Origin of the sequence: Nannocystis pusilla, assembly GCF_020073745.1 — a bacterium.
In the GTDB taxonomy this organism is placed as follows: domain Bacteria; phylum Myxococcota_A; class Polyangia; order Nannocystales; family Nannocystaceae; genus Nannocystis; species Nannocystis radixulma.
Genome location: NZ_JAIRAU010000028.1, coordinates 318,471 through 342,093, shown reverse-complemented (window position 1 = coordinate 342,093; position 23,623 = coordinate 318,471). Strand labels below are relative to the sequence as shown.

Genomic DNA, 23,623 nt, shown 5'->3' with positions numbered 1-23,623 from the left:
TTAAAGCGTCTCCGGGAGCAGTTGGGCCAGGGTGATCTCGACGAGGGCCTCGATGTGCCGCCGCCGCCGCTTGAGCGCGGCCGGCGACAGCACGTCGCGGCGGAACAGATCGTTGAGCAGCGGCTCGTAGAGGAAGGGGGCGATGATGGCCCCGAACACCGAGACGATGACCTCTTCGAGGCTGCCGAGTGTGCCAGCGACCCGCCGGCCGACGAACGGCTTCAGCGTGTCGACCAGTGGGTGCAGGTACTCGTGGGCGACGCGGCGCAGGTGCGGGTCGTTGTTGAGGAGCGCGCGCTGGATGAGGCGCGGGAAGTCGCGCTCCTGCGCGAGGTGGTCGAGGTAGGCGCCGATGACCCGATGAATCCGCTCGCGCGGCGCTCCGGCCTGGTGAAACGCGGCGAGCAGGCGCGTGCGCAGGCCGCTCATCGCCTCGTCGATGACCTTGCGGTAGAGGCCCTCTTTGCTGCCGAAGTGATAGCGGACGAGCGCCGGGTTGACGCCGGCCGCGCGCGCGATGTCCCGCACCGAGGCGGCCGCGTAACCTCCGCGCGAGAACGCAGTGCGCGCCGCGACGAGCAGCGCCTGCGCGGTCCGGTCGCCTCGCTCCTCGCGGCCGTCGGGGGTGGTTTTCGCGTCGCCGGAGTTCGTCACGCGCACTCCAGTTAATTTGCACAGATGTGTAAGCAGGTCCAGTGGAATTTGTACGCGCGTGCAAATGCGAAGGGCGTGATACAGTGGCCGCTATGCTGCGGTCTGGGGCGATTCTCTTGGGTGTGGGTGCGCTGGTGTCCGCGTGCGGGTCGACGGAGGGGATGACCTCGGCGACGACGACCGGCCTGACGACGGTCGACCTGACGACGACGACCACGGAGACGGGCGGGAGCGAGGGGACGCCGACCACGTCCGTGACCGGCGACGAGACGACGACGACGATGGGGATGACCGGCACGAGCGCGCCGACCTCGACGGCGACGACGGACACCGGCGAGACGGCGACCACGACGATGGGGGTCGAGACGGCGACCGACAGCGAGAGCGGAACCGAGCCGCCGCCGCCGTGCATGCAGGGCGAGATCGTGTGCGAGGGCGCCGAGGCCAAGGTCTGCGACGGGATGGGCGGGTTCGAGGGCAGCGAGACCTGCGACGCGGCGTGCGAGCCGGGCGTCGGCTGCCTGATGTGCGTGCCGAACACGCCCTTCTGCGAGGGCGACGTGGCGATGAAGTGCGCCGCCGACGGGATGGGCACCGAGGTGGTCGAGGACTGCGACGAGCTGCAGGGGATCTCCTGCAACCCCGACATCGGCCTGTGCGACGGGGCGTGCGTGATCGAGAACCTGCAGCTCAACTACATCGGCTGCGACTATTACCCCACGGTCACGCTGCAGCACGACGACTACAACAGCGGGACCAAGGTGTTCGCGGCCGTGGTCGCCAACACCGCCGACGCGGCGGCGGCGATCACGATCACCCGCGGGGCGATGCTGATCAAGGAGGAGGTCGTCGCGGCCAAGAGCGTCAAGGCGATCACGCTGCCGTGGATCCCGGCGCTGACGAAGGGCACGGGGCCCTCGGCGGTGGTGTCCGAGGGGGCGTACCGCCTGCGCAGCGACCGCCCGGTGACGGTCTACCAGTACAACCTCCTCTACGCGTCGGCGAGCAACGACGCGTCGCTGCTGCTGCCGGTCAACGCGTGGACCGGCGACTACGTGGTGGCCTCGTACCCGCACTTCCCCCAGCTCGGCTACCCCGGCTTCTACGCCGTGACCGCGCGCGAGGACGGGACGACGGTGACGCTGGCGCCCTCGGCGACCGGCGGGCTGGTGCAGGCGGGCGGCGGGGTCGCGGCCGACGGCTCGGGGGTGGTGGTGCTCGACGCCGGCGACGTGCTGCAGGTCGTGACGGCGCCCGGCGGCGACTTGACCGGCACCGGGATCAGCGCGGACAAGCCGGTCCAGGTCATCGGCGGCCACAAGTGCACCAACGTGCCCAGCAATGTCGACGCCTGCGATCACCTCGAGGAGTCGATGTTCCCGGTCGAGGCGCTGGCGCAGGAGTACATCGTCGTGCCGCCCGGACAGCTGCCCAACGGGACGCCAGACCACGGCCAGGTCGTGCGGTTTATCGCGGCCGAGCCGAACACGACGCTGACGTTCGTGCCCGACCAACCGCTGGCCAACAAGGTGCTCGCCAACCCCGGAGACTTCGTCGAGCTGGTGTCGACGACCGCTCGCTTCCGGGTCTCGGCCGACAAGCGGTTCATGGTCGCGCAGTACATGGTCGGCCAGGGCGGCGGCTTCGGCGAGGCCGACCCGTCGATGCTGCTGGCCACGGCCACCGAGCAGTACCGCAAGGACTACCTGTTCCACGCCCCGCCGAGCTGGGAGTCCAACTTCGTCGACATCATCCTCAAGAACGGCACGTCGGTGTCGGTCGACGGCGTGCCGGTGGCCGCGCCGGTCCAGATCGGCATGACCGGCTACTCGCTGGCGCGCGTGAAGCTGGACGACGGCCCGCTCGGCGACGGCAACCACACGATCCTCGGCAGCGACCGCGTCGGCATCGGCGTCTACGGCCTGCAGGACTTCGGCAGCTACTGGGTCGTCGGCGGCCTCGACCTCGATCATCTTTAGAGGCTCGCCTCGGAATCGCCGGCGACAGCTCGCGAGGTCGGCGACTCGAGTCGCCGACTCGTCGCCAGAGCCGTTAAGAATTCTCTCCGCGACTTGACGAAGTGCGGGAGCTGATCGATGCTCTGAACGCGCGGTCGTCGGAAGGCGCGCGCACCGATCGTCATCACCTCAAGCTCGAGTCGTCGTCTCGGGAGGTACTCGAAGGGAGTCGCGGAAGCAGGGAAGAAGGTCGCGCAAGACGTCGGAAGCAGCGTCGGTCACGGTCCGCGGACCACCGCTCCGCAGGCACGCGGAGCCGACCCACGCGAAAGAGCCAGTGACTCCCAATGGGAGCGTTCGGCCGGCCAGGGGAGCGTCCAATGGACAGCGCCCGGATCGCTGCGCTGTTCGCGGTCCCGTGCCCGAACCGGGAGAGATCTGCCCGATTCGCGGTCACGTTGCTCCCTGCGCCGTCTGCGCCCACGACCCCGATCGCTTCTTGCGTGAGCGCCGCACGCGCCCAAAAGCTGTTTCTGCTCGGCATTTCGGCCTCTCTGCGGGCCGGCAAAGTCCTTGACGCGGATCCTGAACGGATGTAGCTACCTGGCAAGTGTTCAGTGCAACGCTTCCTGGGCAACGATGCTAGAGCACTCTTCAGGCTTTCCCCGCGCGCGCTCCCTCCTTCAGACAGAGGCACGTTCGAGCGGTCTAGAACGTACCTCAACCGCCGCGGGGGAGCCTGATGTTTTTCCCAATGGGTTGGATGCCGCCCGGCTGAACGCGATTCGCGAGCAGCTCTGCCAGGGCCGCCACGCCGACGTCGTGGCGCAGCACGAAGTCGCCGCGCGCGCCGGCAGCTTCGCCGAGTGGCCGGAAGGTCTCGATGCCCGGCTGCTCGCGGCGCTGGCGAAGCGCGGCGTGACGCGGCCGTACACGCACCAGGCCGAGGCCATCGCGGCGGCCCGCGGCGGGCAGGACGTCGTGCTGGCGACCTCGACCGCGTCCGGCAAGTCGCTGTGCTTCCACGCGCCGATCGTCCAGGCGGCGCTCGACGACCCGCGCGCGCGGGCGCTGCTGCTGTTCCCGACCAAGGCGCTGGCGCGCGACCAGGTCCGGAGCCTGCGCGCGCTGGCGGCCGAGGTGGGGCCGGGGCTCATCGGCGCCGGCGCGTACGACGGTGACACGCCGCCGGAGGAGCGCAAGGCGGCCCGCACGCGCGCGCACGTGGTGGCGACCAACCCCGACATGCTGCACCGCGGGGTCTTGCCGCACCACGAGCGCTGGGCGCCGCTCCTGGCCGAGCTGCGCTACGTCGTGCTCGACGAGCTGCACATGTACCGCGGGGTGTTCGGCAGCCACGTCGCCAACGTGCTGCGCCGGCTGTGGCGCGTGTGCGCGTACCACGGGGCGCGGCCGACCGTCATCTGCTGCTCGGCGACGATCCACAACCCGCGCGAGCTGGCGGCCGCGGTCACCGGCCGGCCCGACTTCGTGCTGGTCGACCGCGACGGCGCGCCGACCGGACCGCGCACGTTCGTGGTCCTGAACCCGAAGGTCGTCGACCCGGCCACCGGCGTGCGCCGCGACTACCTCAAGGTCACGCGCGCGGTGACCTCGGTGTTCCGCGCGGCCGGGGTGGCGACGCTGGCGTTCTGTCGCACGCGCAAGGCGGTCGAGCTGCTGACCCGCTACCTGCGCGAGGACGAGGCCGGGGTGACGCCGGGACAGCCGGTCGGCATCGACGCGGCCGCCCAGGCCCGCGCCGAGGCGGCGAAGAAGAAGATCCGCGGCTACCGCGGCGGCTACCTGCCGGAGCTGCGGCGCGAGGTCGAACAGGCGCTGCAGGACGGCGAGGCCCAGGTGGTGGCCACGACGCACGCGCTCGAGCTCGGGATGGACATCGGCGGCCTCGACGCGGTCGTGCTGGCCGGCTACCCGGGCACGCGCGCGGCCACGCTGCAGCGCTCGGGTCGCGCGGGCCGCCGGCTGTCGCCGTCGCTGACGGCGCTGGTGCTGTCGTCCGACCCGCTCGACCAGTTCATCGCGGCGACCCCCGGGTTCCTGTTCGACGAGCCGCCCGAGCGCGCGCAGGTCGACCCCGACAACCCGGAGATCCTGATCCCGCACCTGCGCTGCGCGGCCTACGAGCTGCCGATCGCGCTCCGGGCCGGCGAGGCCCCGGAGACGGTGGTGTACCCCGGCCTCGCGGCGGGCGAGATCGGGCCGGCGCTGGCCTACCTGGCCGAACGCGGGGCGCTGCACGGCGAGCGCGGCGAGGACGGCTCGGCCCGCTACTTCACCATCGGCGACGCGTTCCCGGCCGACAAGGTCGACCTCCGCGGCGGACTCGAGGAGAACTTCACGGTGCTCGAGGTGGCGCCCGGGCTGGCGAGCGACGGGCGGATCCTCGCCGAGGTCGACTTCGACGACGGGCCGCTGTACCTCCACCCGGGGGCGATCTACTCGGTCGAGGGCCAGACCTACGAGGTGCTGCGCCTCGACTGGCAGCCGCGCAAGGCGTACGTCCGCGAGGTCAAGGCGACCTACTACACGGAGGCGATCTCGCAGGTGAAGGTCCGCGTGGTCGAGCCGATCGCGTCCGACCCGCCGCGCGGGCGTGGCCTCGGCTACGCCCACCTGGTCCGCACGGTGCCGGGCTTCAAGAAGCTGCGCTTCCGCACCCACGAGAACGTCGGCGCGGGGCCGGTGCACCTGCCGGACCTCGAGCTGCACACGCTCGCGGTGCACTTCACGTTCGGCGAGTGGGCGCTGGCGCTGCTGCCCGACCCGGGCCGGCGCGCGGCCGCGGCGCTGGCGATCGGCCACGCGCTCCACCACTGCGCGGCGATGCTGCTGATGTGCGACGTGCACGACCTCGGTCACGCGGTGGTCGCCGGCACGGCCGAGGCCGGCTCGTGGGCGCCCGTGATCGCAAGTCGCAGCGGGCGGGTGTCGGCCGACGCGGTGCTGCAAGCCGGGGCGTCGCCGTGCCTGCTGCTCTACGACAACCTGCCGGGCGGGGCCGGGCTGGCGTCGCAGGCCTACGGGCTCGCGGCGGAGCTGTTCGAGCGGGTGATCGCAGCCGTGACGGGCTGCCGCTGCGCGCGCGGCTGCCCGACCTGCCTCGGGGTGCAGGGCGCGGGTGAACCGCTCGGGAGCGGCGGGGCGCGCGAAGGATCGCCGCCGATGCCGGCCGAGTCGCCAGGACTGCGGGGGCTGGCCAGCCGAATCGCGGCGATGCAGTCGCTGCCGGGCGCGAATCACCACGGCGCGGGACGACCCCAGCCGGAGCGCCGCGAGAGCCTCCGCGCCGACGCGCTGGCGCTGCTGATGGCGCTGCGCGACCGGCTGCGAGGCGCTGCGTGAGCTCGTCGCTGCTGCGGCGGTTCGCGCGGGCGCTCGGGGGCGGCGGCGAATCGGCGGGCGAGGCGGCGGGTCCGCGCGTCAGCGGTGAGCTCGGCGGAGGCGAGCGGCGCGGCGAGGAGGCGAGTCCGCGCGTCAGTGGTGAGCGCGGCGGAGGCGAGCGGCGCGGCGAGGCCGCGGGTGAGTCCCCGGGTGCCGCAGGCGAGGTCGACGCGCAGGAGCCGGAACCCGCGCCGGCGGGGCGCATCGCGGGGCCGCGATCGGCGAGGTTCGAGGAGGAGGCGAGCGGGCCGGCGAAACCCGGCGCGGGGCGCTGCGAGCGGGCGGCGAGCGCCGGGGCGCGTGAGGTGCTGTCCGAGAGGACAGGTACGGAGACGCGGCGGATCGATCCGTTTGTGTCGGGGGTGTACGTGTTGTGGTCGCACCGCCATCGGCCGACGCGCGGGGGCGCGAGCGGCTCGACCGCGAGCGGCGTCGGTACGGGAGTGGGGGGGCGGCCATCGCCCGAGACGACGCGGAGCGCTGCGCAGGGCATGCCGGCGAGCGCGAGAAGTGAGATGGGAGCCGGGGCGGCGGGACGGAGCGCGGGGCAGGGCGTGCCGGCGAGCCCGAGGAGTGAGACGCGAGTCGGGGAGGCGGGGCGGAGCGGAGCGCCGCGGGTGCAGGCGAGCGCGAGGATTGAATCGGGAGACAGCGGGGCAGCACAGGCGAGGAGTGAGTGGGGAGCCGGGGAGGCGACGCGTGCGCAGGGCGTGATGCCGAGCGCGAGGAGTGATTCGGGATACAGCCGGGCGACGCGTACGCAGGGCGTGCCGGCGAGCGCGAGAAGTGAGACCGGGGCGGTCACGCCTTTGCGACCGACTGGTTCTTCCGAGGCGAGCGGCGCGGCGGGGGGGACGAGCTCGGTCGGGCCGACTGTGACGGTCTCCGCGGGATCTTCGCAGGAGAGCCGGCCCGGCTCCGCGGGCCAGAGCGAGCCGGCGGTCGTCGCGGAGCGGCCGGCGCTGTGGCGGCGGATGGTGCAGTTCCAGACTGATCGGCCGGCCCCGGAGCTGCCGCGGGGGGAGGCGCGGGCGGGGTTCGTCCGCGAGGTCACGCGCTGGCCGTGTCTGGGGGCGCGGCCGCCGATGCTGCGCGGGCGCGGGCTGGAGCTGCCGGAGCCGGGCGACTGGCGGGCGATCTGGACATGTTTGTACGGACATGTCGACGAGGACATATGCGAGCGCCCGGCCTTCCTCGACCTCGAGTCGACGGGGCTCGGGCACGGGTCGGGCACGGTGGCGTTCGTGGTCGGGTTGGCGACGCCGATCGCGGGGGGCTGGCAGATCGAGCAGTGGCTCTTGTCGCAGCTGTCGGCCGAGGCGGCGATGCTGGCCGACCTCGCCGACCGGCTGCGCGCGCTCGCCGGGCCGCTGGTGACATTCAACGGGGCGAGCTTCGACCTGCCGCTGCTGCGCGGGCGGCTGCGGCGGTGCGGGCTCAAGACCGACGTCCTGGCGGGCACGCACCTCGACCTGCTGCCGGTGGCGCGCCGGCTGTGGCGCGGCCGCGGGCCCGATTGCCGCCTGACGACGCTGGAGCGGACGCAGCTCGGCGTGTGGCGCGAGGGCGACATCGCAGGACGGGCGATTCCGGAGGTGTTCTGGGCGGCGCTCCGCCAGCCGAACGATCCGGGGGCGCGTCAGGCCGTGCGCCGCGTGGCCGGGCACAACCTCGTCGATGTGCTGACGATGCCGGCGCTGGCCGACGTGATGGCGCGGACGCTGGTGGCGCCGGCAGACCCGGAGCTCGAGCGGCGGGCGGCCGATCACCGGAACGTCATCGGACGTCGGCTTCGCAAGGCGCTGGCGCGGGACGGGGTCGCAGACGCCAGGGCGGCGGGCCCCGGCGCGCCGGCGGATTCGGTGGTGGCGGCCAGGACGGGCCAGGACGTGCCCTCGCGGCGAGTTGCGCACCTGGGGCCGTGACACCCTGGGCGCTGCTCGCCGGGGCCGGCCCCGTGCGTGGGTGCAGCCAACGGACCGCGGGACGGCCTCGCGCGGCCCGCGGGCTCTTAGCAGCGCGGGCGGTCCGTGCTAGCGTGAGGGCCGACGTGACTCGCGCCCGCAGACCCTCGCCCCTGGTCCTCGCGCTGTGCCTCTGCGTGAGCGGGTGCATGTCGCTGACGCCGCAGCTCCAGCCGACCGACTTCGCCAAGCTCGAGACGATCAAGGACCGGGCCGAGCGCGAGAAGGCGCTCAAGGAGAACTGGATCTTCCGCCACGAGGAGCCGCAGGGCACCCGCTACACCAAGGGTCTGCACCCGCTGGCGACCAAGCGCAGCTGGCAGTCGCTCGACGCGATCCTCCGCTCGGAGAAGAACGCCGCCGAGGCGCTCCCCTACAAGGAGTTGCGCCGCTCGCGGATCTTCGCCGCCCTGAGCGCGGTGACGGGGCTCCTGTTCATCGCCAGCGGCGCGGCGACGGCCCGCGAGGGCTTCGACTTCCAGAAGTTGAACGGCGCCAACGCGGTGATGCTGGGCAGCGTGCTGGCGACGGTGGGCCTGGCGATCGCCGCCGGCGTGTTCTACCGCAAGGCCGAGAAGGGCTACGCGCGGGCGGTCAACATCTACAACGACAGCCTCGGGATGCGCCTCGGGCTGCTGACGCCGAACGGCGACTACATCCCGCCGGCCGACGCCGCGGTCGACGAGGAGGGCTACATCCTCACCGAGGACGGCAACACGCGCATCGAGGGCCCGGTGCCCGCGCCCGCGCCGGCCCCGACGAACGCCGCGCCGCCGTCGCCGACGACCGCCCCGCCGATGACCACGCCGGCCCCGACGACCGCGCCGCCGGAGACGACCGCGCCGCCGGAGACGACCGCGCCGCTCCCGCAGCCGGTCGCGCCGCAGCACGCCGGGGTGGGTCCGCGGCTGCCCCGGCTCGCGCCGGCCCCTGCGACCGAGGCGTCGCTGCCGCAGCCGGGGCGCGCGTTGACGCTGCTGCCGCGGCGGTGACTCTGCTAAGGTCGCGGCCCATGTCCGCCACCGCCGACTCGCGCGCGTACGACCTGGCCTCGCCGTCCGTGGCGCGCGGTCTGTTCGGACATGTCCGAAGTGCCATGTTACTCGCCGCCCTGCTGACCGGGTGCAAGGAGCCGACCGGCCCCGAGCGCGAGATCTCGGGGGCGAAGATCTTCACCCAGAACTGCGCGCGCTGCCACGGGCTCGACGGCAAGGGGCTGCCGGAGGTCGCGGGGGTGCGCGACCTGACCGACCCGGGGTTCATGAGCACGCTCAGCGACGAGCGGCTGCGACGCTCGATCCGCGGCGGGCGGCCGCCGACCATGCCGAGCTTCCCGCACTTCAGCGAGCCGACCCTCAAGGTGCTGGTCGCCTACGTGCGGACGCTGTCGCAGCCGGAGCTGCAGCTGCCGCCGCCGCCACCTCCTGGCCCTTGAGACATGTCTCGTCCACGATCGGCGGGTGGCGCGGTCGAGGTCGTGTGGCCGGGCAAGTACGGGCCCGACGGGCAGCGCGTCGAGGTGCCGGCGCGGACGCTGGCGCTGGAGGTCGAGCAGGTGATCGGCGGCGGCGAGGCCGAGCCGGCGCGGGCGCCGGGGCTGTTGATCGCGGGCGACAACCTGCTGGCGATGGACGCGCTGATGGCGACGCACGCGGGGACGATCGACCTGGTGTACATCGACCCGCCGTTCGCGACCGGGCACGAGTTCGAGCGGACGACGCGGGTGGGCGCCGACGCGGAGGGGCCGGAGCTGCGCTCGCGGGCCTACAGCGACCGCTGGCCCGGCGGGGTGGCGGGGCTGCTGCAGATGCTGGACCCGCGGCTGCGGCGGATCCACCGCCTGTTGGCGCCGCACGGGAGTTTGTACGTGCACGTCGATCCGATCGTCGGGCACGCGGTGAAGCTGCTGCTCGACGAGATCTTCGGGCCAGGTTGTTTTCAGCGCGAGATCGTGTGGCGGGTCGGGTGGGTCTCGGGGTTCAAGGCGCGGGCCAACAACTGGATCCGCAACCATGACCTCATCTACTTCTACGTGAAGGACCCGCAGCGGTTCGTGTTCCACCGCCAGGTCAACCCGCACCCCGAGGAGTACCGCCGGCGCAAGGGCGAGGGCGACCAGCAGGGCGGGGTGCCGGTCGAGGACGTGTGGAACGCGAGCCCGGCCGAGTGGCGGCTGCGCGGGCCGGCCTCGCTCGACTCGATCCAGATCAAGAGCTTCTCGCGCGAGAAGACCGGCTGGGCGACGCAGAAGAACGAGAGCCTGCTGCGCCGGATCGTCGCCGCCAGCTCCGACGAGGGCGCGCTGGTGGCCGACTTCTTCTGCGGCGCCGGGACCACGCTGGCGGCCGCGCACGCGCTCGGCCGGCGCTGGATCGGCTGCGACAGCGCGGCGGCGGCGGTCGAGCTGGCGCACGTGCGGATGGCCGAAAAGACAGGTGCGAATTTCGTTCGCGCCGGGCTCGGGCCGGGCGAGCGCGAGCTCTGGCTCGCGGGACAGGGCGAGGCGTGGCCGCTGCCGGTGCTGCGCCGGCGCGCGGCGCAGGTCGCCGAGCGGCCGCTGTCGGGGATCGCCGGCGACACCGCGGTGCTGGTCGGTCCGCTCGCGGGCGCGGTGGCGGCGGGCGAGGTGGCGGCGGCGGCGGCGAGCGCGGCCGCGCTGGGGCTGCGCCGGCTCGAGGTGCTGGCGTGGGCGTGGGCGTTCCCGGCGGGGTTCGACCTGTCGCAAGGGACAGGTATCGAGGTGGTCTGCCTGCAGCTGCGGCGGGCGCTGCTCGATCCGCGCGGCGACGCCGGAGAAGCGCCGTGGAGCGAGCGGCCCGTCGTCGCGGTGGCGTTCGCGGTCGAGGCCACCGAGGCGGGCCGGCGCGTGCGCGCGACCCTGGTGTCGGCTCGCTTCTCCGCGCCGTCGCAGGCGAGCGCGGCGCTGCAGGCGAGCGACGATCCGCGGGCGGGCGTCGAGGCGTGGTCGCTGGCGATCGAGGAGACGAGCGGCGAGGGTGCAGGGGCGTCGGGGGTCGTGGGCGGTGCGGCGAGCGAGTTCGCGAGCGTCGATGCGAACGACGCGGGGCAGCCGGGGTCGGTGGTAGCGGGTGTGCGTGGAAGCGGAGAGGGGCAGTGGGAGGCGATGGCCGGGGACGGCGAGGCTGCGCGGGAGCGGGCGACCACGAGCGGCGATGTGGGCGGCGCGAGGTCGCGGGAGTCGGAGGTCGCGGGCGGCGAGGAGCAGCGCGAGGCGGGGACTGGCGACGGCAGCGGGCGCGGGCCGCGGGAGTCGGAGGTCGCTAGCGGCGAGGAGCAGCGCGAGGCGGGGACTGGCGACGGCAGCGGGCGCGGGCCGCGGGACTCGGAGGTAGCGAGCGGCGAGGAGCAGCGCGAGGCGGGGACTGGCGACGGCAGCGGGCGCGGGCCGCGGGACTCGGAGGTAGCGAGCGGCGAGGAGCAGCGCGAGGCGGGGACTGGCGACGGCAGCGGGCGCGGGCCGCATCGGCCGGTGTTCGCGGCGGCGCGGACGCGGAACCGGCGCGAGCTCGACGGCGACAGCGGGTGGCTCGCGCTGCGCGGGCCCGGGCCGTGGACGGCGCGGGTCCGCGTGCTCGACGTGCTCGGCGGCGAGAGCTGGCACGCCTGGCGCATCAAACATGGTCCTACGGACATTGTCGTGAGGACATGTGTTTGACGACATGCCGTCCCGGACATGTCTCTTGAGCGCGGCCCTGCCGCGCGCGGCCGGTGCGGGCGAGGGGACGCGTCGCCGCTCGAGGGGTTGACGCGCAGCGACCAGCGCGAGGCGCCGTGGAGACACCGCGAGCCGGGCAGGTCGAGGTCGTAGGCGCGGGCCGCACGGGGCCGGGGCGGAACAGGTCGGCCCGGGCGGGAGATCGGGCGCCGTTCCGCGGCTTGCCCGGTGCGGTCGTACGTGCGAGCCTGCGGCATCGACATCCTCACCCAACTCGCTCACGCGTCGCCGGAGCTGGTGTGGGGGCTCGTGGCGCGCGGGATCGGGGTGGTGTACGCGATCGCGTTCGCGTCGCTGACGTTCCAGGTGGTGCCGATCGCGGGGCGCGAGGGGGTCGCGCCGGTGGCCGAGCTGATGGCGGCGATCCGGCGCGACTTCTCGGCGCCGCGGCGGTGGCTGTACTTCCCGGGGTTGTTGTGGCTGCACGCGGGCGATCGCTGGCTGCGGGCGATCCCGTGGCTGGGGCTGGCGGCGGCGCTGGCGATCGTGGCGGGCGGACCGCACACGCCGGCGGCGTTCCTGATCTGCTGGGCGCTGTACCTGTCGCTCGATCGCGCGCTGGTGCTGGTGTACCCGTGGGACAGCCTGCTGCTCGAGGCTGGCTTTTGGGCCATGTTCTTGCCGGCGCTGGCGTGGGCGCCGGAGCTCGCGGCCGCGGGCGCGCCGACGCCCGCGCTGGCGTGGGTGTTCCGGCTGCTCCTGTTCCGCGTGATGTTCGGCTTCGGCAAGCAGAAGTTCGCCGGCTCGACGCGCGCCGACGCGGGGTTCTTACAGGGGTTCACGATCCGCCAGCCGCTGCCGACGCCGTTCGGGTGGCTGGCCCACCGCGCGCCGATGTGGCTGCACAAGGCCGCCCTGGCGGCGATGTTCGTGATCGAGGTGGCGCTGCCGTTCGCCGTGTTCGTGCCGGGACCGGCGAGCGTGGTGTTCGCGCTGGCGACGGCGGGGCTGATGCTGGCGATCGCGGCGACCGGGAACTACGGGTTCTTCAATGTGCTGACGGTCGCGCTGTGCGTGGTGTGCTTCGACAGCGCGACGGCGTTGATGCCGATGCAGTGGTGCGATGCGCCGCTCTCGCAACAGCTGCTGCAGGCGTTGATCGTGCTGCACACGTTCGGGGCGCTCCTGTGCCTGCCGCTCAACACGTGGGCGTCGTTCACGTGGACGCTGTGGCCGTGGTGGCCGCGGGCGCTGCCGTGGCCGCTGCGCTGGCCGATCGCGGTGTTCCGCGCGCTGCAGCCGCTGCGGTGGCTGCACGCGTACGGGGTGTTCCCGCCGCGCTCGGCGCCGGCGATCAAGATGAGCCCCGCGCTCGAGGTGACGTGGGACGAGCAGACGTGGCACACGCTGACGCCGCGCCACTGGCCGACGCTGGCGACGTCGCCGCCGCGGTGGGTGGCGCCGCACCACCCGCGCTTCGACCACGCGATCGTGTACGAGGCGACGGGCTTTCACGAGGCCAGCGTGCTGCGCAACCTGACGGGGCGCTGGGACCCGTACGGGCACGCGCGCTGCTCGGGGGCGGGGCGATTGATGGGGCGGGTGCTGACGGGGACGCTGCGCTCGCGGCTGTTCTTCGGCGCGTCGCTGCTGCAGCGGCGCGAGCCGCCGCGCGCGGCACGTGTCCACATGTACATGTTGCAGCCGACGACGCCGGACGAGCGCAGGGCGAAGGGGGCGTGGTGGCGGCGGACGCTGGTGGGACCGCACCTGCCGCGGGCGCGAGCGGGTGATGCGTGGCTCGACGGCAGCCCGCCGCCGCCGGAGCTGTGGAGCCCGGAGGACTGGCTGTGGATCGGCCGGTCACGGCTGGGGCGGTCGCTGCGGCGCGCGGCGGCAGGCGAGGACCCGCACGCGCTGGTGCTGCTGGAGGCGTCGGGGCTGGCCGAGGCGGACGTGCAGCAGCTGTGGGGCGAGTTCTTGCCGATGTTCGCGGCGGTCGAGCGCGACGACTGGTCGCGGTTGCCGGAATGGGTGACGGCGGTGCGCTCGCGCTGGAGCGCGGGGCAGATCGATCGCTTCGAGCGGCTCCTCGGGCGTTACGCGTTGCTGCTGATGGCGCGCTGCGAGCGGCCGTTCGTGGCCGGCGGGCTCGGGGCGATCCTCGGGTGGAAGCGAGCGCCGCTCGACGTCGAGACGCACTCGCATTTGAATCTGCTGGCGCGGCATGTTCTCGCGGAGGGGCGGGCGGCCTACGACGCGGTGTTCCGCGAGCCGGCGCTGGCGGCGGAGAAGTTGGCGCGGATGAGCCTGCGCTCGGGCATGTTCCTCGAGGCGGTGCTGCGGCCGGAGCGGCTGGCCCATCAGGCGCAGAAGTTCAGGATGCTGGCGAGCCAGGTGGACGTGCGCGGCTGGCCGCGGCCCTCCGCGCGCGGGGAGAAGATCGCCAGGTGGGGCGGGGCGCGGGTGCGGCGGCTGTGGGGGGCGTTCGCGATGATCGAGTTCCTGCGCGGGGAGTTCGGCGAGGAATGGGCCGACACGCCCGAGCGATGGCCGCGCTTCGAGCTGCTGGCCGACGGGTCGCTGCGGTTGCTGGCGGATCACGAACATGGCTCTTGATGAAGTCGAACAATTCCTCGTCGACCCGAGGCCGTATCATGGGTGGTAAAAACATCGTGATGTTCGCCGTGGCGGTCGCAAGCTGGGGCTGCCATGGAGGCAATGCCCCGGGCGATCAGCATTCGGCTGTGAAGCAGCGCGAGGACTCCGGACTGCTGGCGATGTGGCAAAGGTATCCCATGGCAGATTGGGGGTTCCACACCGGGGACGTGCGAGCGTCGACGCGGGCCCAGGCCCTCGTCGCCGGTTGGTGGGGGGGAGGGCTGGGAGGAGACGAGAGTTCGGCTGCGATCTATCGCTGGCGGTCGACAGGCGGCCTCCAGCGCGTGCACAAGGGGCCAGGGGCGGTACTGGCGCTCGCTGAGGACGATTCCGGGGGCTGGGCCCTGGCGAGGCCGAGCTTCGGCGAATATGTGCTGCTGCACTCGAACGATGGAGGAGCCTCATGGCGACCGCGAGCTTCGGTCCCCACGAAGAGCGCCCGGGGCCTCGTTGTCGCTGACGGCAGTCTGTGGTTATACGGATCGCGGGACTTGCTCCGGTCCAGGGACGGAGGGCAGTCCTGGGATCCGATCAGCCCTCCTGTCGATATTGGAATTCGCACACGTCTCGCCGCCCAAGGCGGGCGCCTGATGGTGTATGGGGACACGTTGGTGTGGACCGATGACGGCGGGCAGCATTGGACGACGGACTTGATGGGCGAGCGTGTGAGCGCCATCGACGGTGAATGGGTGAGCGTCATGCGCAATTCCTCGCCGATCGTGGCCCGCGTGCGCGATGGGGCGCTTGAAGACGGCCCGGCGATCCCGACGACCGGGGAGCCGGTTCATCTCTCGGTCGAGGGAGCGACCATACGCGTGCTCAGCAAGCCTGCGACGACCTCACCAGGCGAGATCTACGAAGGATGGATCTATCTTCACAGCGAGGACGACGGATCGACGTGGCGGGAGTGCCGGCTGTGGGCCTCGATCGGGAAGATCCATCCACCCGGTGCGTTGCCGTCGGGCGCCGGCTTCGTTGTCTCGCGCGGCGGAGAACTCCTTGTCTTTAATCGCTAGCAGGTGGGGGCAGGCCGAACGGCCGGCGTGACGAGCTCGGAGGCAGCATCGCACCCGGCCAACGACAACCGTGACGCTGACCGCATGTGCAGGGGCGGGCGCGAGTGCGATGCGCCATCATTCGGTCTCAAGGAACATGCTTGAAAAGACATGTCCATCCGAGCACCTGGGGCTTCGTCGGTGCGACACCGACGCTCCGTCTCCGGCCGGCCCCGAACCGCGGCGCGAGCTCATCCGGCAGCAGTTGGAGCCACGACGCCGCCTCGCGGCAAATGTCTGCTGAGGCGGGTCGCCGTCGGGTTAGGCTGCGCCCCATGTTCATCGCTTGTCCTTCTCGTCCTCTCGCGTTCGTCCTCGTCCTGGCTGCGTGCGGCCCCGGGCCGAACAGCGACACCACCGACAGCCCCACCTCGACCGCCACGGAGACGGGCACCGACTCCGCGGGCACCTCGACCACCGACGACGCCGGCACCTCGACCGCCCCCACCACCAGCGCGAGCACCAGCCCGACCGGTCCCACGACCGACGACACCACCACCAGCGCGACGACCGAGGGCACGACCGAGGGTCCCGCGACCGAAGGCACGACTGACGACACCACCGGCGACACCACCACCGACGGCCTCGTGTGCGATCTGGTCGAGACTACCACCGAGCGTGCGCACGCGCTGGGGGGCGACGTGCTGGACTGCGGCATCGTCGATCCGTGGAACAGCACCATGGAGGAGTGGCAGGCCGCCCATACCTGCGCCCTCGATGCCGCGGCCGCCGAGCAGCCGTTCCAGGTGGTCGTGTGGCTGCAGGGGATCGACAGCGACGTCGGCCGCGGCTACATCGGCGTCGCCGCCCGCTCGTACATGATCGAGGAGATCTGGTTCGACAGCCTCGGCAACCCGATCATGAGCAAGGCGAATTGCGCGAGCCTGGCCCCGGTCGACAATTGTTTGGACTTGCTCGGCACGCCCTGCATCAGCTGCGAGGGCCTGAGCAACGGCGAGACGCTGTGCGACCTGCCGTGAGCGCGACGGCGAGCTGGGCGCGGGCTCATGGCTACCTGATCGAAGAGCCAGGTTGATGCGAGGCGAGCCCGCGCTCACCAGACCTCGCAGGCGGACGCGCCGGCGTGCATCGGCGTGCCGGGGGCGCACTGATAGGCCTCCCAGAACGCCGGGAGGTGCGTCAGCGGCACGTTGACGCGCTGCTGCTCCGGGCTGTGGGCGTCGGTGGCGGCCTGCAGGCGCAGCTTCTCGTCGGTGATCTGGGTGCACCACGCCTGGGCGTAGCCGAGGAAGAACAGCTGGTCGTCGCTGATGCCGTCGATCCGCGGCGGCTCGTGCCGCTGGCGCCGCCAGCTGCGGTAGGCGGCGTGGGCCACCTTGATGGCGCCGAAGTCGGCGATGTTCTCGCCGAGGGTCCGCTTGCCGTCGAGCCTGGCCCCGGGCAGCACCTCGATGCGTCCGTAGAGGTCCTCGATGCAGCGCGTCTGGGCCTCGAAGCGCTGGACCGCGGCGGGCTGCCACCATTCGCGCAGCACGCCGCGGGCGTCGAAGTTGCGGCCGATGTCGTCGAAGCCGTGGACCAACTCGTGGCCCATCACCATGCCGATGCCGCCGAAGTTCATCGCCATCGGGAACTCGCGGCTGAAGAACGGCGGCTGGAGGACGCCGGCGGGGAACACCATCTCGTTGGCGTGATCGTAGTAGGCGTTGACCACGGCGGCCGGCATGCGCCACTCGCGTCGGTCGACCGCCTTGCCGATCCGGTCGGCCTGACGGACGAACAGGAAGGTGGCCAGCGCGAACATGTTGCGCATGTGCTCCGTGGGTGAGACGGACACGGGGCCGTAATCGAGCCAGGGCTCCGGGTAGCCGATCTTGTTGGTCAGGGTGCTCAGCTTCTCGTTCGCGCGGGCGCGGGTGTCCGGGTCCATCCACGACAGCTTCTCGAGGCCCGCCGCGAAGGCGCGCTCGACGTGGTCGATCATCTCCAGCGCGATCGCCTTGCTCTCGCCGGTGAACGTCCGCTCGACGAAGGCCTGGCCGACCTGCTCGGCCATGGCCACGTTGATGATCTCGACGCAGCGCTCCCACAGCGGCTGAAGCTCCCTGGCGCCGGTCAGCACGCGGGTGAACTCGAATTCGGCCGCGTCGATCTCCCGGCTGAGGAAGACCGCCGACCCGCGGAGCAAGTGCCAGCGCAGATAGGCCCGGACGGTGGCGATGCCGGTCTTGCGCAGCAGCGGGCCGAGCTCGCGGAAGTAGTTCGGCGTCATGACGTGGAGGTCGGCTCCGATGTGCGGATAGCCGAGCCCGGCGAAGTACTGCGACCACGGCGTCGCCCGGTCGAGGGCCTTCAGGCCGGTCACGCCGAGCGGGTTGTAGACCTTGTCGAGCTGGCGGAGCTCGGCCAGCGAGACGGAGCGGTCGGCCAACTCGGTCTCGAAGGCGACGATCTTGGCCGCCAGCGCGTCCGCGGCCCCCGGGGCCTCGCCGAGGAAGCCGAGCATGCGCGCGACGTGCCGCTGGTAAGCGGCCCGGATCTCGGAGTGCGCGGGTTCGCGGTAGAATTCACGGCCCGGCAGGCCCAGGCCGCCCTGCTGGAGCCTCGCCACGTAGCGGTCGGGGTTACGGGCGTCGGGATCGACGCTGAGGATCCAGAGCGGCCCGAAGCCCATGAAGTAGTCGCGGTGCAGCTCGCCGAGAGCGCGCATCAGGCTGGCCTGGTCCTTGACCCGCTCGATCACCGCGAGCCCCGGCGCGAGCGGGGTGATGCCCGCCCGGTCGCGGGCCTCCTCGTCCATGCACGCCTGCCAGACGGCGCCGAGCTTGGCGTCGCCGGGGCGCCGGTGCTCGCCCCGCGCGGCGGTCTCGAGGATGTCGCGCAGCACGAGGTTGTTGCGCTCCGCCAGCCCCTGGAAGCCGCGGCCGTAGATCGGCTTGTCCGGCGGACGCGGGGTGCTGGCGAGCCAGCCGCCGCAGGCGTGGTGGTAGAAGTCGACACACGGGTCGACGCTCGGATCCATGGTGGCGAGGACCTCGGCGCCGATCGGGTCGCGCGCGGTCAAGGTCGGGCGTGGGGCGAGGTTGGGCTCAGAGGCCAACGAGGGGGGCGCCTGCGGGCCTGCGGGGGGCGTGCAGGCGGCGGAGAGCAGCAGCAGAGGAGCGAGGGCGAAGGGGCGGAGGAGCCGGGGCGGAGACATGTCGAGCGGACAGTGTCGCCACGGGCCTCGATGCTACACGTGCAGGCGGCGACGGCGTCGATGGGACGCGCTCCCACTCGGCGCGACGCAGGGCGGCCATGGCGAGCAGCTTGCTGGCGAGCTCGCCGAGGCGGTCGACTTCGGGCGTCGAATCAATCGTGGTGGTGTCGGTGGTCGTGGCGTGGACGCGCGATCTGCCGCCGTTCGCGGCCGGTGATCCGCTGCTGCCCGCCTGAACTCGAGCGCATCGAGCCGCCGGTGGCGAGGCGAGCTGCGATTTGCTAGCGTCCCCGAGGAATGCGTGGCGGCTGGTACTTCCTCCTCGTGATGGTGTCGTGCGGGCCTGGCATCCCGTCGACGAGCACGGACACGGATGCGGCGTCGACGACCGCGAGCGGCACGAGCAGCGACGCCGGCACGACGACCGTCGATCCGACGACGACGGTCGGTTCGACCACGACGGACGCGGCGCCGGCGACGGCGAGCACCGGCGTGGAGCCGGTGACGACGTCGTCGACCGGTGACGGCACGACGCTCGAGTCGACGACGACGACGAGCTCGACCGACACGACGGGCGGGGCGCTGCCTAGCTGCTGTATGGTGCCGCCTGCCGCCAACGCGGAGGTCAGCGGCGAGACGCCGCTCGGTGCGATCGCGTTGACGTGGGCGTGGTTTGCCGTGCACGGCGGCGAGTGCGGCGGGAGCGAGGTCCTCGTCTACGAAGATCCGTCGCAGATCGACTCGCATTTCGGGCCGCAACTGCAGATCTGGCCGGAGGGCTCCACGCCCGGCAAGCAGCCGGCGGTCTTCTACGCGATCGACGCGCAGGGCATCCTGGCGGAGGTGGAAGGCGAGGTCGAGATCGTGGCGATCGACGAGGCGCACCGGCCGAGTTGGTGCACGCCGGGCGATCCGGTCGTCGAGACCGACGCGCGCGCGGAGCTGTCGTTCACCCTCGTCGCCGAGGGCTGGGACGTCGCCGGCACGGTCGACGCCGTCTACTGCCCGCAGCTCAACCAGATATGCCCGTGAGTCGCGGCTCGCGTCGCCCGTTCAGGTCGGAAAATGTGTAGACGGAGACCGGTCCTGTCCTCGAGAACATGTACTTTGGAGCAGTGCCGGCGGCGATACGTCCGGGGGCGTGGCGGTGTCAGCCATGGCTGGGTCTGCTCGCCTGCGGGCGGCCCGCCAGGCTCGCTGGGTGGCAGAGGCATCTCGCACCTGACGGGCGTGGCGGGCCGTCTTGCTGCGCGACGCAGGCGCGCGAGGAGGCGGCCATGGACCGACACCCGCACATCGAGACGCGCGACGACGCACGCGACCCCGATGTCCCCGAGCCCTCGGGGCGAGCCAAGGTCTACGTGTTCGCGGCCGCGGCGGTCGTCGCGGCGGTCCTCGGCGCGTCCGCGGTCAGGATGGACGACGGGCTGATCGTGCTGGGCGCGGTGCCGTTCGCGTTCGTGCTGTTCGTGCGGGTCCTCGGCGGACCACGCGAACTCGGGGGCGAACACCGCCGTGTAGAGCGTGATGGTCGCGGGAGCTGCTGCTCATGGTGCTCGACCTCTGGCTGGCGGGCGGCGAATACGGGCCGCAGGCGGCCTGCGACATCGCGGGCCGGCTACTCCTGCACGAGCCGGCGGACGAGTACGCGTTCGACCTCGTCGACTACGTGGTGTTCCGCGAGCGCGAGCGGGCTGCGGCGGGCGTGCGGCGGGCGTTCGCGGCCGATCCGTCGCTGGCGTACGAGGACGTGCGTGCGCGGGTGCTGCGATGCATGGGGCTCGCGGAGACCGACGACGCGGCGTGCGACGAGGCGCTGCCGCCCCGCGACGCCTGGTAGCGAGCCCCGTGCGGAGTTCGCCGCGTTCAGCCGGGGGTGACGTTGAAGAGGGCGAAGCCGGTCATGTCGGAGTACGTATAGGCGGAGACGAGGCCCTGGAACACGAGCTCGGTCGCGCCGGTGCCGGGGTCGATCTTGTAGGCGCGGGTGCCGTTGCGCGGGACGCCCCAGACCTTGCCGTCGAAGTCGACGGCGACGCCCCAGATGTGATCGTCGCCGGGCTGGCCGACGTCGAGGGTCTTGACGACCTGCATGGTCTGGGTGTCGATGCCGTGGATCTGCGCGTAGGAGCCGCGGTAGAGGATGCCCTCGCCGTCGCCCATGCAGCCGCCGGTGTGCACACCGCCGTTGAGCAGCGGGGCGTCGGCCCAGGTCGCGGTCAGCGGATCGAAGCGACGGGTGCTGCGGCCGCACAGCCACACGTAACCCTCGGCGGTGACGGTCATGCCGTAGCCGCCCTCGCCCGGGACCTCCCAGTGGTCGTAGGTGAAGTCGTCGCGGTTGACGCGGACGAGCCACGCCGGCTGCGGGTTGTTGCCCTGCAGCTGCGACAGCCAGACGTTGCTCTCCTGGTCGACGGCGGCGCCGTAGAAGCCGTACCAGCCGGACCACGGCTGCGGGAGGTCGGGGATCGGGACTTGCTGGATGATCGTGCCGTCGTCGCCGTCGAGGAGCGCGACGACGGCGGTGCCGGGGGCCACGTCGGACCAGCCGGTCCACACGTCGAGGTTCTCCCACTCGCAGGTCTGCGGGTTGAGCGTGCCGGAGGTCCAGGCGACCGGGCGGTTGTCGCCGTGGGCGAGCGCGGTGTGCCAGCCGACGCACTCGTCCTCGCCCCACGCGAGGAGATCGGCGCCGCCGGTCGAGGTCTGGATGACGCCGTCGTTGTTCTTGTCGATGCAACGCTCCTTGCGCGCGATCACCATGGTCACGCCGCCGGTGCGATTGGCGACGGCGACGTCTCCGTGGCGATTGACGGAGGTCCGTGACGGCGAGCCGCCGGCGTCGGCGCGCGTGCGGTAGCGGCCGAGCTCCTGGCCGGTCTTGGTGTCGATCTTGGAGACGGTGCCCTCGCCGGAGTTGGCGATCCAGATCACCGAGAGCGCGTCGCCACCACCGCCCATGTCGTCGCAATTGGGCCCGGTCGTCGAACCACTCGTGCTGGTGTCGCTGGTCGTGGCGCTGACGCCCGTGGTCGTGGTGGTGGTGGTGACGTCGCCGGTGGTGGCGGTCGCGGTGCCCGTGCCGTCCGAGGTCGTCGGCACGCCGGTGGTCGAGCTGCCCGCGCTCTGGCCGTCGCTGCCGGCCGTGACGGTGTCGCTGTCGCTGTCGCTGCCGCTCTCGCTGGTGCCGGTGCCGACGCTGCCTGCCGTGGGACCCGCGCTGTCGGACGCGGTGGCTCGGCCGCCGGCGTCTCCGCACGCGAACGGGACCGTGGCCAGGAGGACACCGAGACATATGGAGCTGTGCATTGGTTGGCTCATCGAAAGTTTCTTCCTACTCAATGAACCGCGATCCTACTCGGAAGACGGGTGGAATTACTCTCCGATCGTCCGGGCGGTTGTCCGGTGGAAGGCGCGTGCATCCGCGCGCTCACCCGCGCGCGGGCACGGTTTTCACGACACGCGCTGCGGGTCCGCGGCGTGCGCGAGGACGCGGGAATGCAGGCGCCTGCCGGGACGCACCCGCACAGGCCGATGCGGGCCGTCGAGGACCGCGCGGACGATGGCGAGCTGGATGACGGCCAGCTCCGTGCGGGATCGGCGGCACGTCCGCGCCCCTGGTTCTCGCTGCTAGAGGCGTCGCTGCCGCTGTCGCTGGTTCAGGCGCGCGCGATGACGAGGTGAAAGCAGGCGCCGCCGCCGGGGCGGGGGGTGACCCAGGCGTGGCCGCCGTGGGCCTCGGCGACCTCGCGGACGATGGCGAGGCCGAGGCCGGCGCCGTCGATGCCGCGGTGCAGGCGGCGGAACGGGGCGAAGATGGTCTCCTGGTGCTCGGGCGGGACGCCGGGGCCGCGGTCCTCGACCAGGATCTCGAGCTGGTTGTCGCCGTCGCGGATCGTGACGTCGACGGCGGTGCCGGGCGGGGCGAACTTGATGGCGTTGGCGAGCAGGTTGTCGACGGCCTGGCGCAGCGGGCCGGGGTTGGCGCGGATCGGGGCGAGCTCCGGGGCGTGCAGCTGCAAGGCGATCGCGCGCGGCTCGGCGACGGCGCGGTGGCTGTCGAGGGCGGCGCGCACGGCCGCGACGGCTTCGATCGGGACGCGCTCCCACTCGGCGCGGCGCAGGGTGGCCATGGCGAGCAGCTTGCTGGCGAGCTCGCCGAGGCGGTCGACCTCGGTGCGCACGCGCGTGAGGGCGTCGACGAGCTGCTCGGGCGAGCGCTCGCGCCGGAGGGTGACGTCGATCTCCATGCGCATGGCGGTCAGCGGGGTGCGCAGCTCGTGGGCGGCGTCGGCGACGAGGCGGTGCTGCAGCTCGGAGGCGGTGCGCAGCTTGTCGGTGGCGTCGGCGATGGCGTCGCGCAGGCTGGCGATGACGTCGGTGCCGCGGTCGACCGGCGGCAAGGTCGAGAAGTCGCCGTCCTGCAGGCGCTGCATGTGGGCGTGGAGCGACTGGACGCGCTGCACGAGGCCGCGGGCGTGGGCGATCTGCAGGAGGAGCATGAGGGCGGTGACGGCGGCGCCGATGAGGCCGGCCGCGCGCGCGTAGGCGGCGAGGGCGGCGTCGTTGGAGGCGAGCGAGACGGCCAGCCAGATCGCGTGGGGCTCGCCGCGCGGCGAGTCGATGGCGAGCGCGAGCTCGCGGATCCGCTCGCCAGGGGCGATCGCGCGGGTCTGCAGGGCGGGGGCGCGGGTGACGTCGGCGGCGGTGAGCCGCTCGGGGGCGACGGTGTCGGCGGGGTAGGCGAGCAGGCGGGCGCCGTCGGGGCCGTAGAGCGCGCCCTGGTGGTGGAGGCGCTGCAGGTCGGCGACGAGGGCGGAGTCGCCGAAGTGGAGGTGGGCGTCCTGGCCTGGCCGATCGAACAGGCTCACCGACTCGCTGGCGGCCTGCAACGTGAGGCCGCGGTCGACGGACTCGAGCAGGAGGTGGTCGAGGACGAGGCCGATGAGGAACAGGGCGAGGGCGAGCAGCGCGGCGGGGAGCAGGGCGCCGAACACGAGCAGGCGGCGGCGCAGGCTCATGGCGCGGCGCCTCCCGTATTTTCGAGCATGTCGTCGCGGGCATGCTCGATGAGACATGGTCGATAG

The 23,623-nt window shown here is 72.5% G+C and carries 17 protein-coding genes; 13 read left to right on the top strand and 4 right to left on the bottom strand.

Going from position 1 to position 23,623, the window contains the following annotated elements; all coding sequences use genetic code 11:
- Positions 1–654, bottom strand: coding sequence for a TetR/AcrR family transcriptional regulator (locus tag K7C98_RS22925; RefSeq protein ID WP_224193870.1), 654 nt, complete (start codon positions 652–654; stop codon positions 1–3).
- A 161-nt stretch (positions 655–815) separates the two neighbouring features.
- On the opposite strand from K7C98_RS22925, the gene K7C98_RS22920 reads away from it, so the two are divergent.
- The 9 genes from K7C98_RS22920 to K7C98_RS22880 all read left to right on the top strand — a co-directional run bounded on the left by K7C98_RS22920 (position 816) and on the right by K7C98_RS22880 (position 16,353).
- Complete coding sequence (locus tag K7C98_RS22920) at positions 816–2,633, top strand: IgGFc-binding protein (protein WP_224193869.1); 1,818 nt, start codon at positions 816–818, stop codon at positions 2,631–2,633.
- A gap of 801 nt (positions 2,634–3,434) precedes the next feature.
- The gene (locus K7C98_RS22915) at positions 3,435–5,978 is read left to right on the top strand and encodes a DEAD/DEAH box helicase (protein ID WP_224193868.1); all 2,544 of its coding nucleotides are present in this window, start codon (positions 3,435–3,437) and stop codon (positions 5,976–5,978) included.
- 914 nt (positions 5,979–6,892) lie between these two features.
- A complete protein-coding gene (locus tag K7C98_RS22910) occupies positions 6,893–7,942 on the top strand; it encodes a ribonuclease H-like domain-containing protein (RefSeq protein WP_224193867.1) in 1,050 nt (349 codons plus the stop codon).
- Positions 7,943–8,067: 125 nt separating this feature from the next.
- A complete protein-coding gene (locus K7C98_RS22905; protein ID WP_224193866.1) occupies positions 8,068–8,973 on the top strand; it encodes a hypothetical protein in 906 nt (301 codons plus the stop codon).
- A 20-nt stretch (positions 8,974–8,993) separates the two neighbouring features.
- A complete protein-coding gene (locus K7C98_RS22900; protein WP_224193865.1) occupies positions 8,994–9,416 on the top strand; it encodes a c-type cytochrome in 423 nt (140 codons plus the stop codon).
- Positions 9,417–9,419: 3 nt separating this feature from the next.
- A complete protein-coding gene (locus K7C98_RS22895; RefSeq protein ID WP_224193864.1) occupies positions 9,420–11,657 on the top strand; it encodes a DNA methyltransferase in 2,238 nt (745 codons plus the stop codon).
- Between the two features lie 228 nt (positions 11,658–11,885).
- Positions 11,886–14,276 carry a lipase maturation factor family protein gene (locus tag K7C98_RS22890; protein ID WP_224193863.1) on the top strand — a complete coding sequence of 797 codons (2,391 nt, stop codon included), beginning with the start codon at positions 11,886–11,888 and terminating at the stop codon, positions 14,274–14,276.
- Positions 14,276–15,334 (top strand): hypothetical protein, encoded by a 1,059-nt coding sequence (locus tag K7C98_RS22885; protein WP_224193862.1) that lies wholly within the window; start codon positions 14,276–14,278, stop codon positions 15,332–15,334. The genes K7C98_RS22890 and K7C98_RS22885 overlap by 1 nt, the downstream gene beginning before the upstream one ends.
- A gap of 314 nt (positions 15,335–15,648) precedes the next feature.
- Positions 15,649–16,353, top strand: a complete 705-nt coding sequence (locus tag K7C98_RS22880) for a hypothetical protein (protein WP_224193861.1) — start codon at positions 15,649–15,651, stop codon at positions 16,351–16,353.
- A gap of 74 nt (positions 16,354–16,427) precedes the next feature.
- Here K7C98_RS22880 and K7C98_RS22875 read toward each other — a convergent pair whose 3' ends face one another.
- Entirely contained in the window at positions 16,428–18,398 is a 1,971-nt protein-coding gene (locus tag K7C98_RS22875; RefSeq protein WP_224193860.1) for a M13 family metallopeptidase, read from the bottom strand.
- Between the two features lie 233 nt (positions 18,399–18,631).
- On the opposite strand from K7C98_RS22875, the gene K7C98_RS22870 reads away from it, so the two are divergent.
- The 3 genes from K7C98_RS22870 (at position 18,632) to K7C98_RS22860 (ending at position 20,373) form a co-directional block, all read left to right on the top strand.
- Positions 18,632–18,769: a hypothetical protein gene (locus K7C98_RS22870; protein ID WP_224193859.1), complete on the top strand. Its 138-nt coding sequence runs from the start codon at positions 18,632–18,634 to the stop codon at positions 18,767–18,769.
- A gap of 61 nt (positions 18,770–18,830) precedes the next feature.
- Positions 18,831–19,565 carry a hypothetical protein gene (locus K7C98_RS22865; RefSeq protein ID WP_224193858.1) on the top strand — a complete coding sequence of 245 codons (735 nt, stop codon included), beginning with the start codon at positions 18,831–18,833 and terminating at the stop codon, positions 19,563–19,565.
- 517 nt (positions 19,566–20,082) lie between these two features.
- Positions 20,083–20,373, top strand: a complete 291-nt coding sequence (locus tag K7C98_RS22860) for a hypothetical protein (RefSeq protein ID WP_224193857.1) — start codon at positions 20,083–20,085, stop codon at positions 20,371–20,373.
- Between the two features lie 26 nt (positions 20,374–20,399).
- Here the strand turns inward: K7C98_RS22860 and K7C98_RS22855 are convergent, their stop codons facing one another.
- The gene (locus K7C98_RS22855; protein WP_224193856.1) at positions 20,400–21,845 is read right to left on the bottom strand and encodes a hypothetical protein; all 1,446 of its coding nucleotides are present in this window, start codon (positions 21,843–21,845) and stop codon (positions 20,400–20,402) included.
- 60 nt (positions 21,846–21,905) lie between these two features.
- Here K7C98_RS22855 and K7C98_RS22850 point away from each other — a divergent pair, with 60 nt between their 5' ends.
- Positions 21,906–22,220: a hypothetical protein gene (locus K7C98_RS22850; protein ID WP_224193855.1), complete on the top strand. Its 315-nt coding sequence runs from the start codon at positions 21,906–21,908 to the stop codon at positions 22,218–22,220.
- On the opposite strand, the gene K7C98_RS22845 is transcribed toward K7C98_RS22850, so the two are convergent.
- The gene (locus K7C98_RS22845; RefSeq protein WP_224193854.1) at positions 22,196–23,557 is read right to left on the bottom strand and encodes a sensor histidine kinase; all 1,362 of its coding nucleotides are present in this window, start codon (positions 23,555–23,557) and stop codon (positions 22,196–22,198) included. The genes K7C98_RS22850 and K7C98_RS22845 overlap by 25 nt on opposite strands.
- Positions 23,558–23,623: the final 66 nt, after the last annotated feature.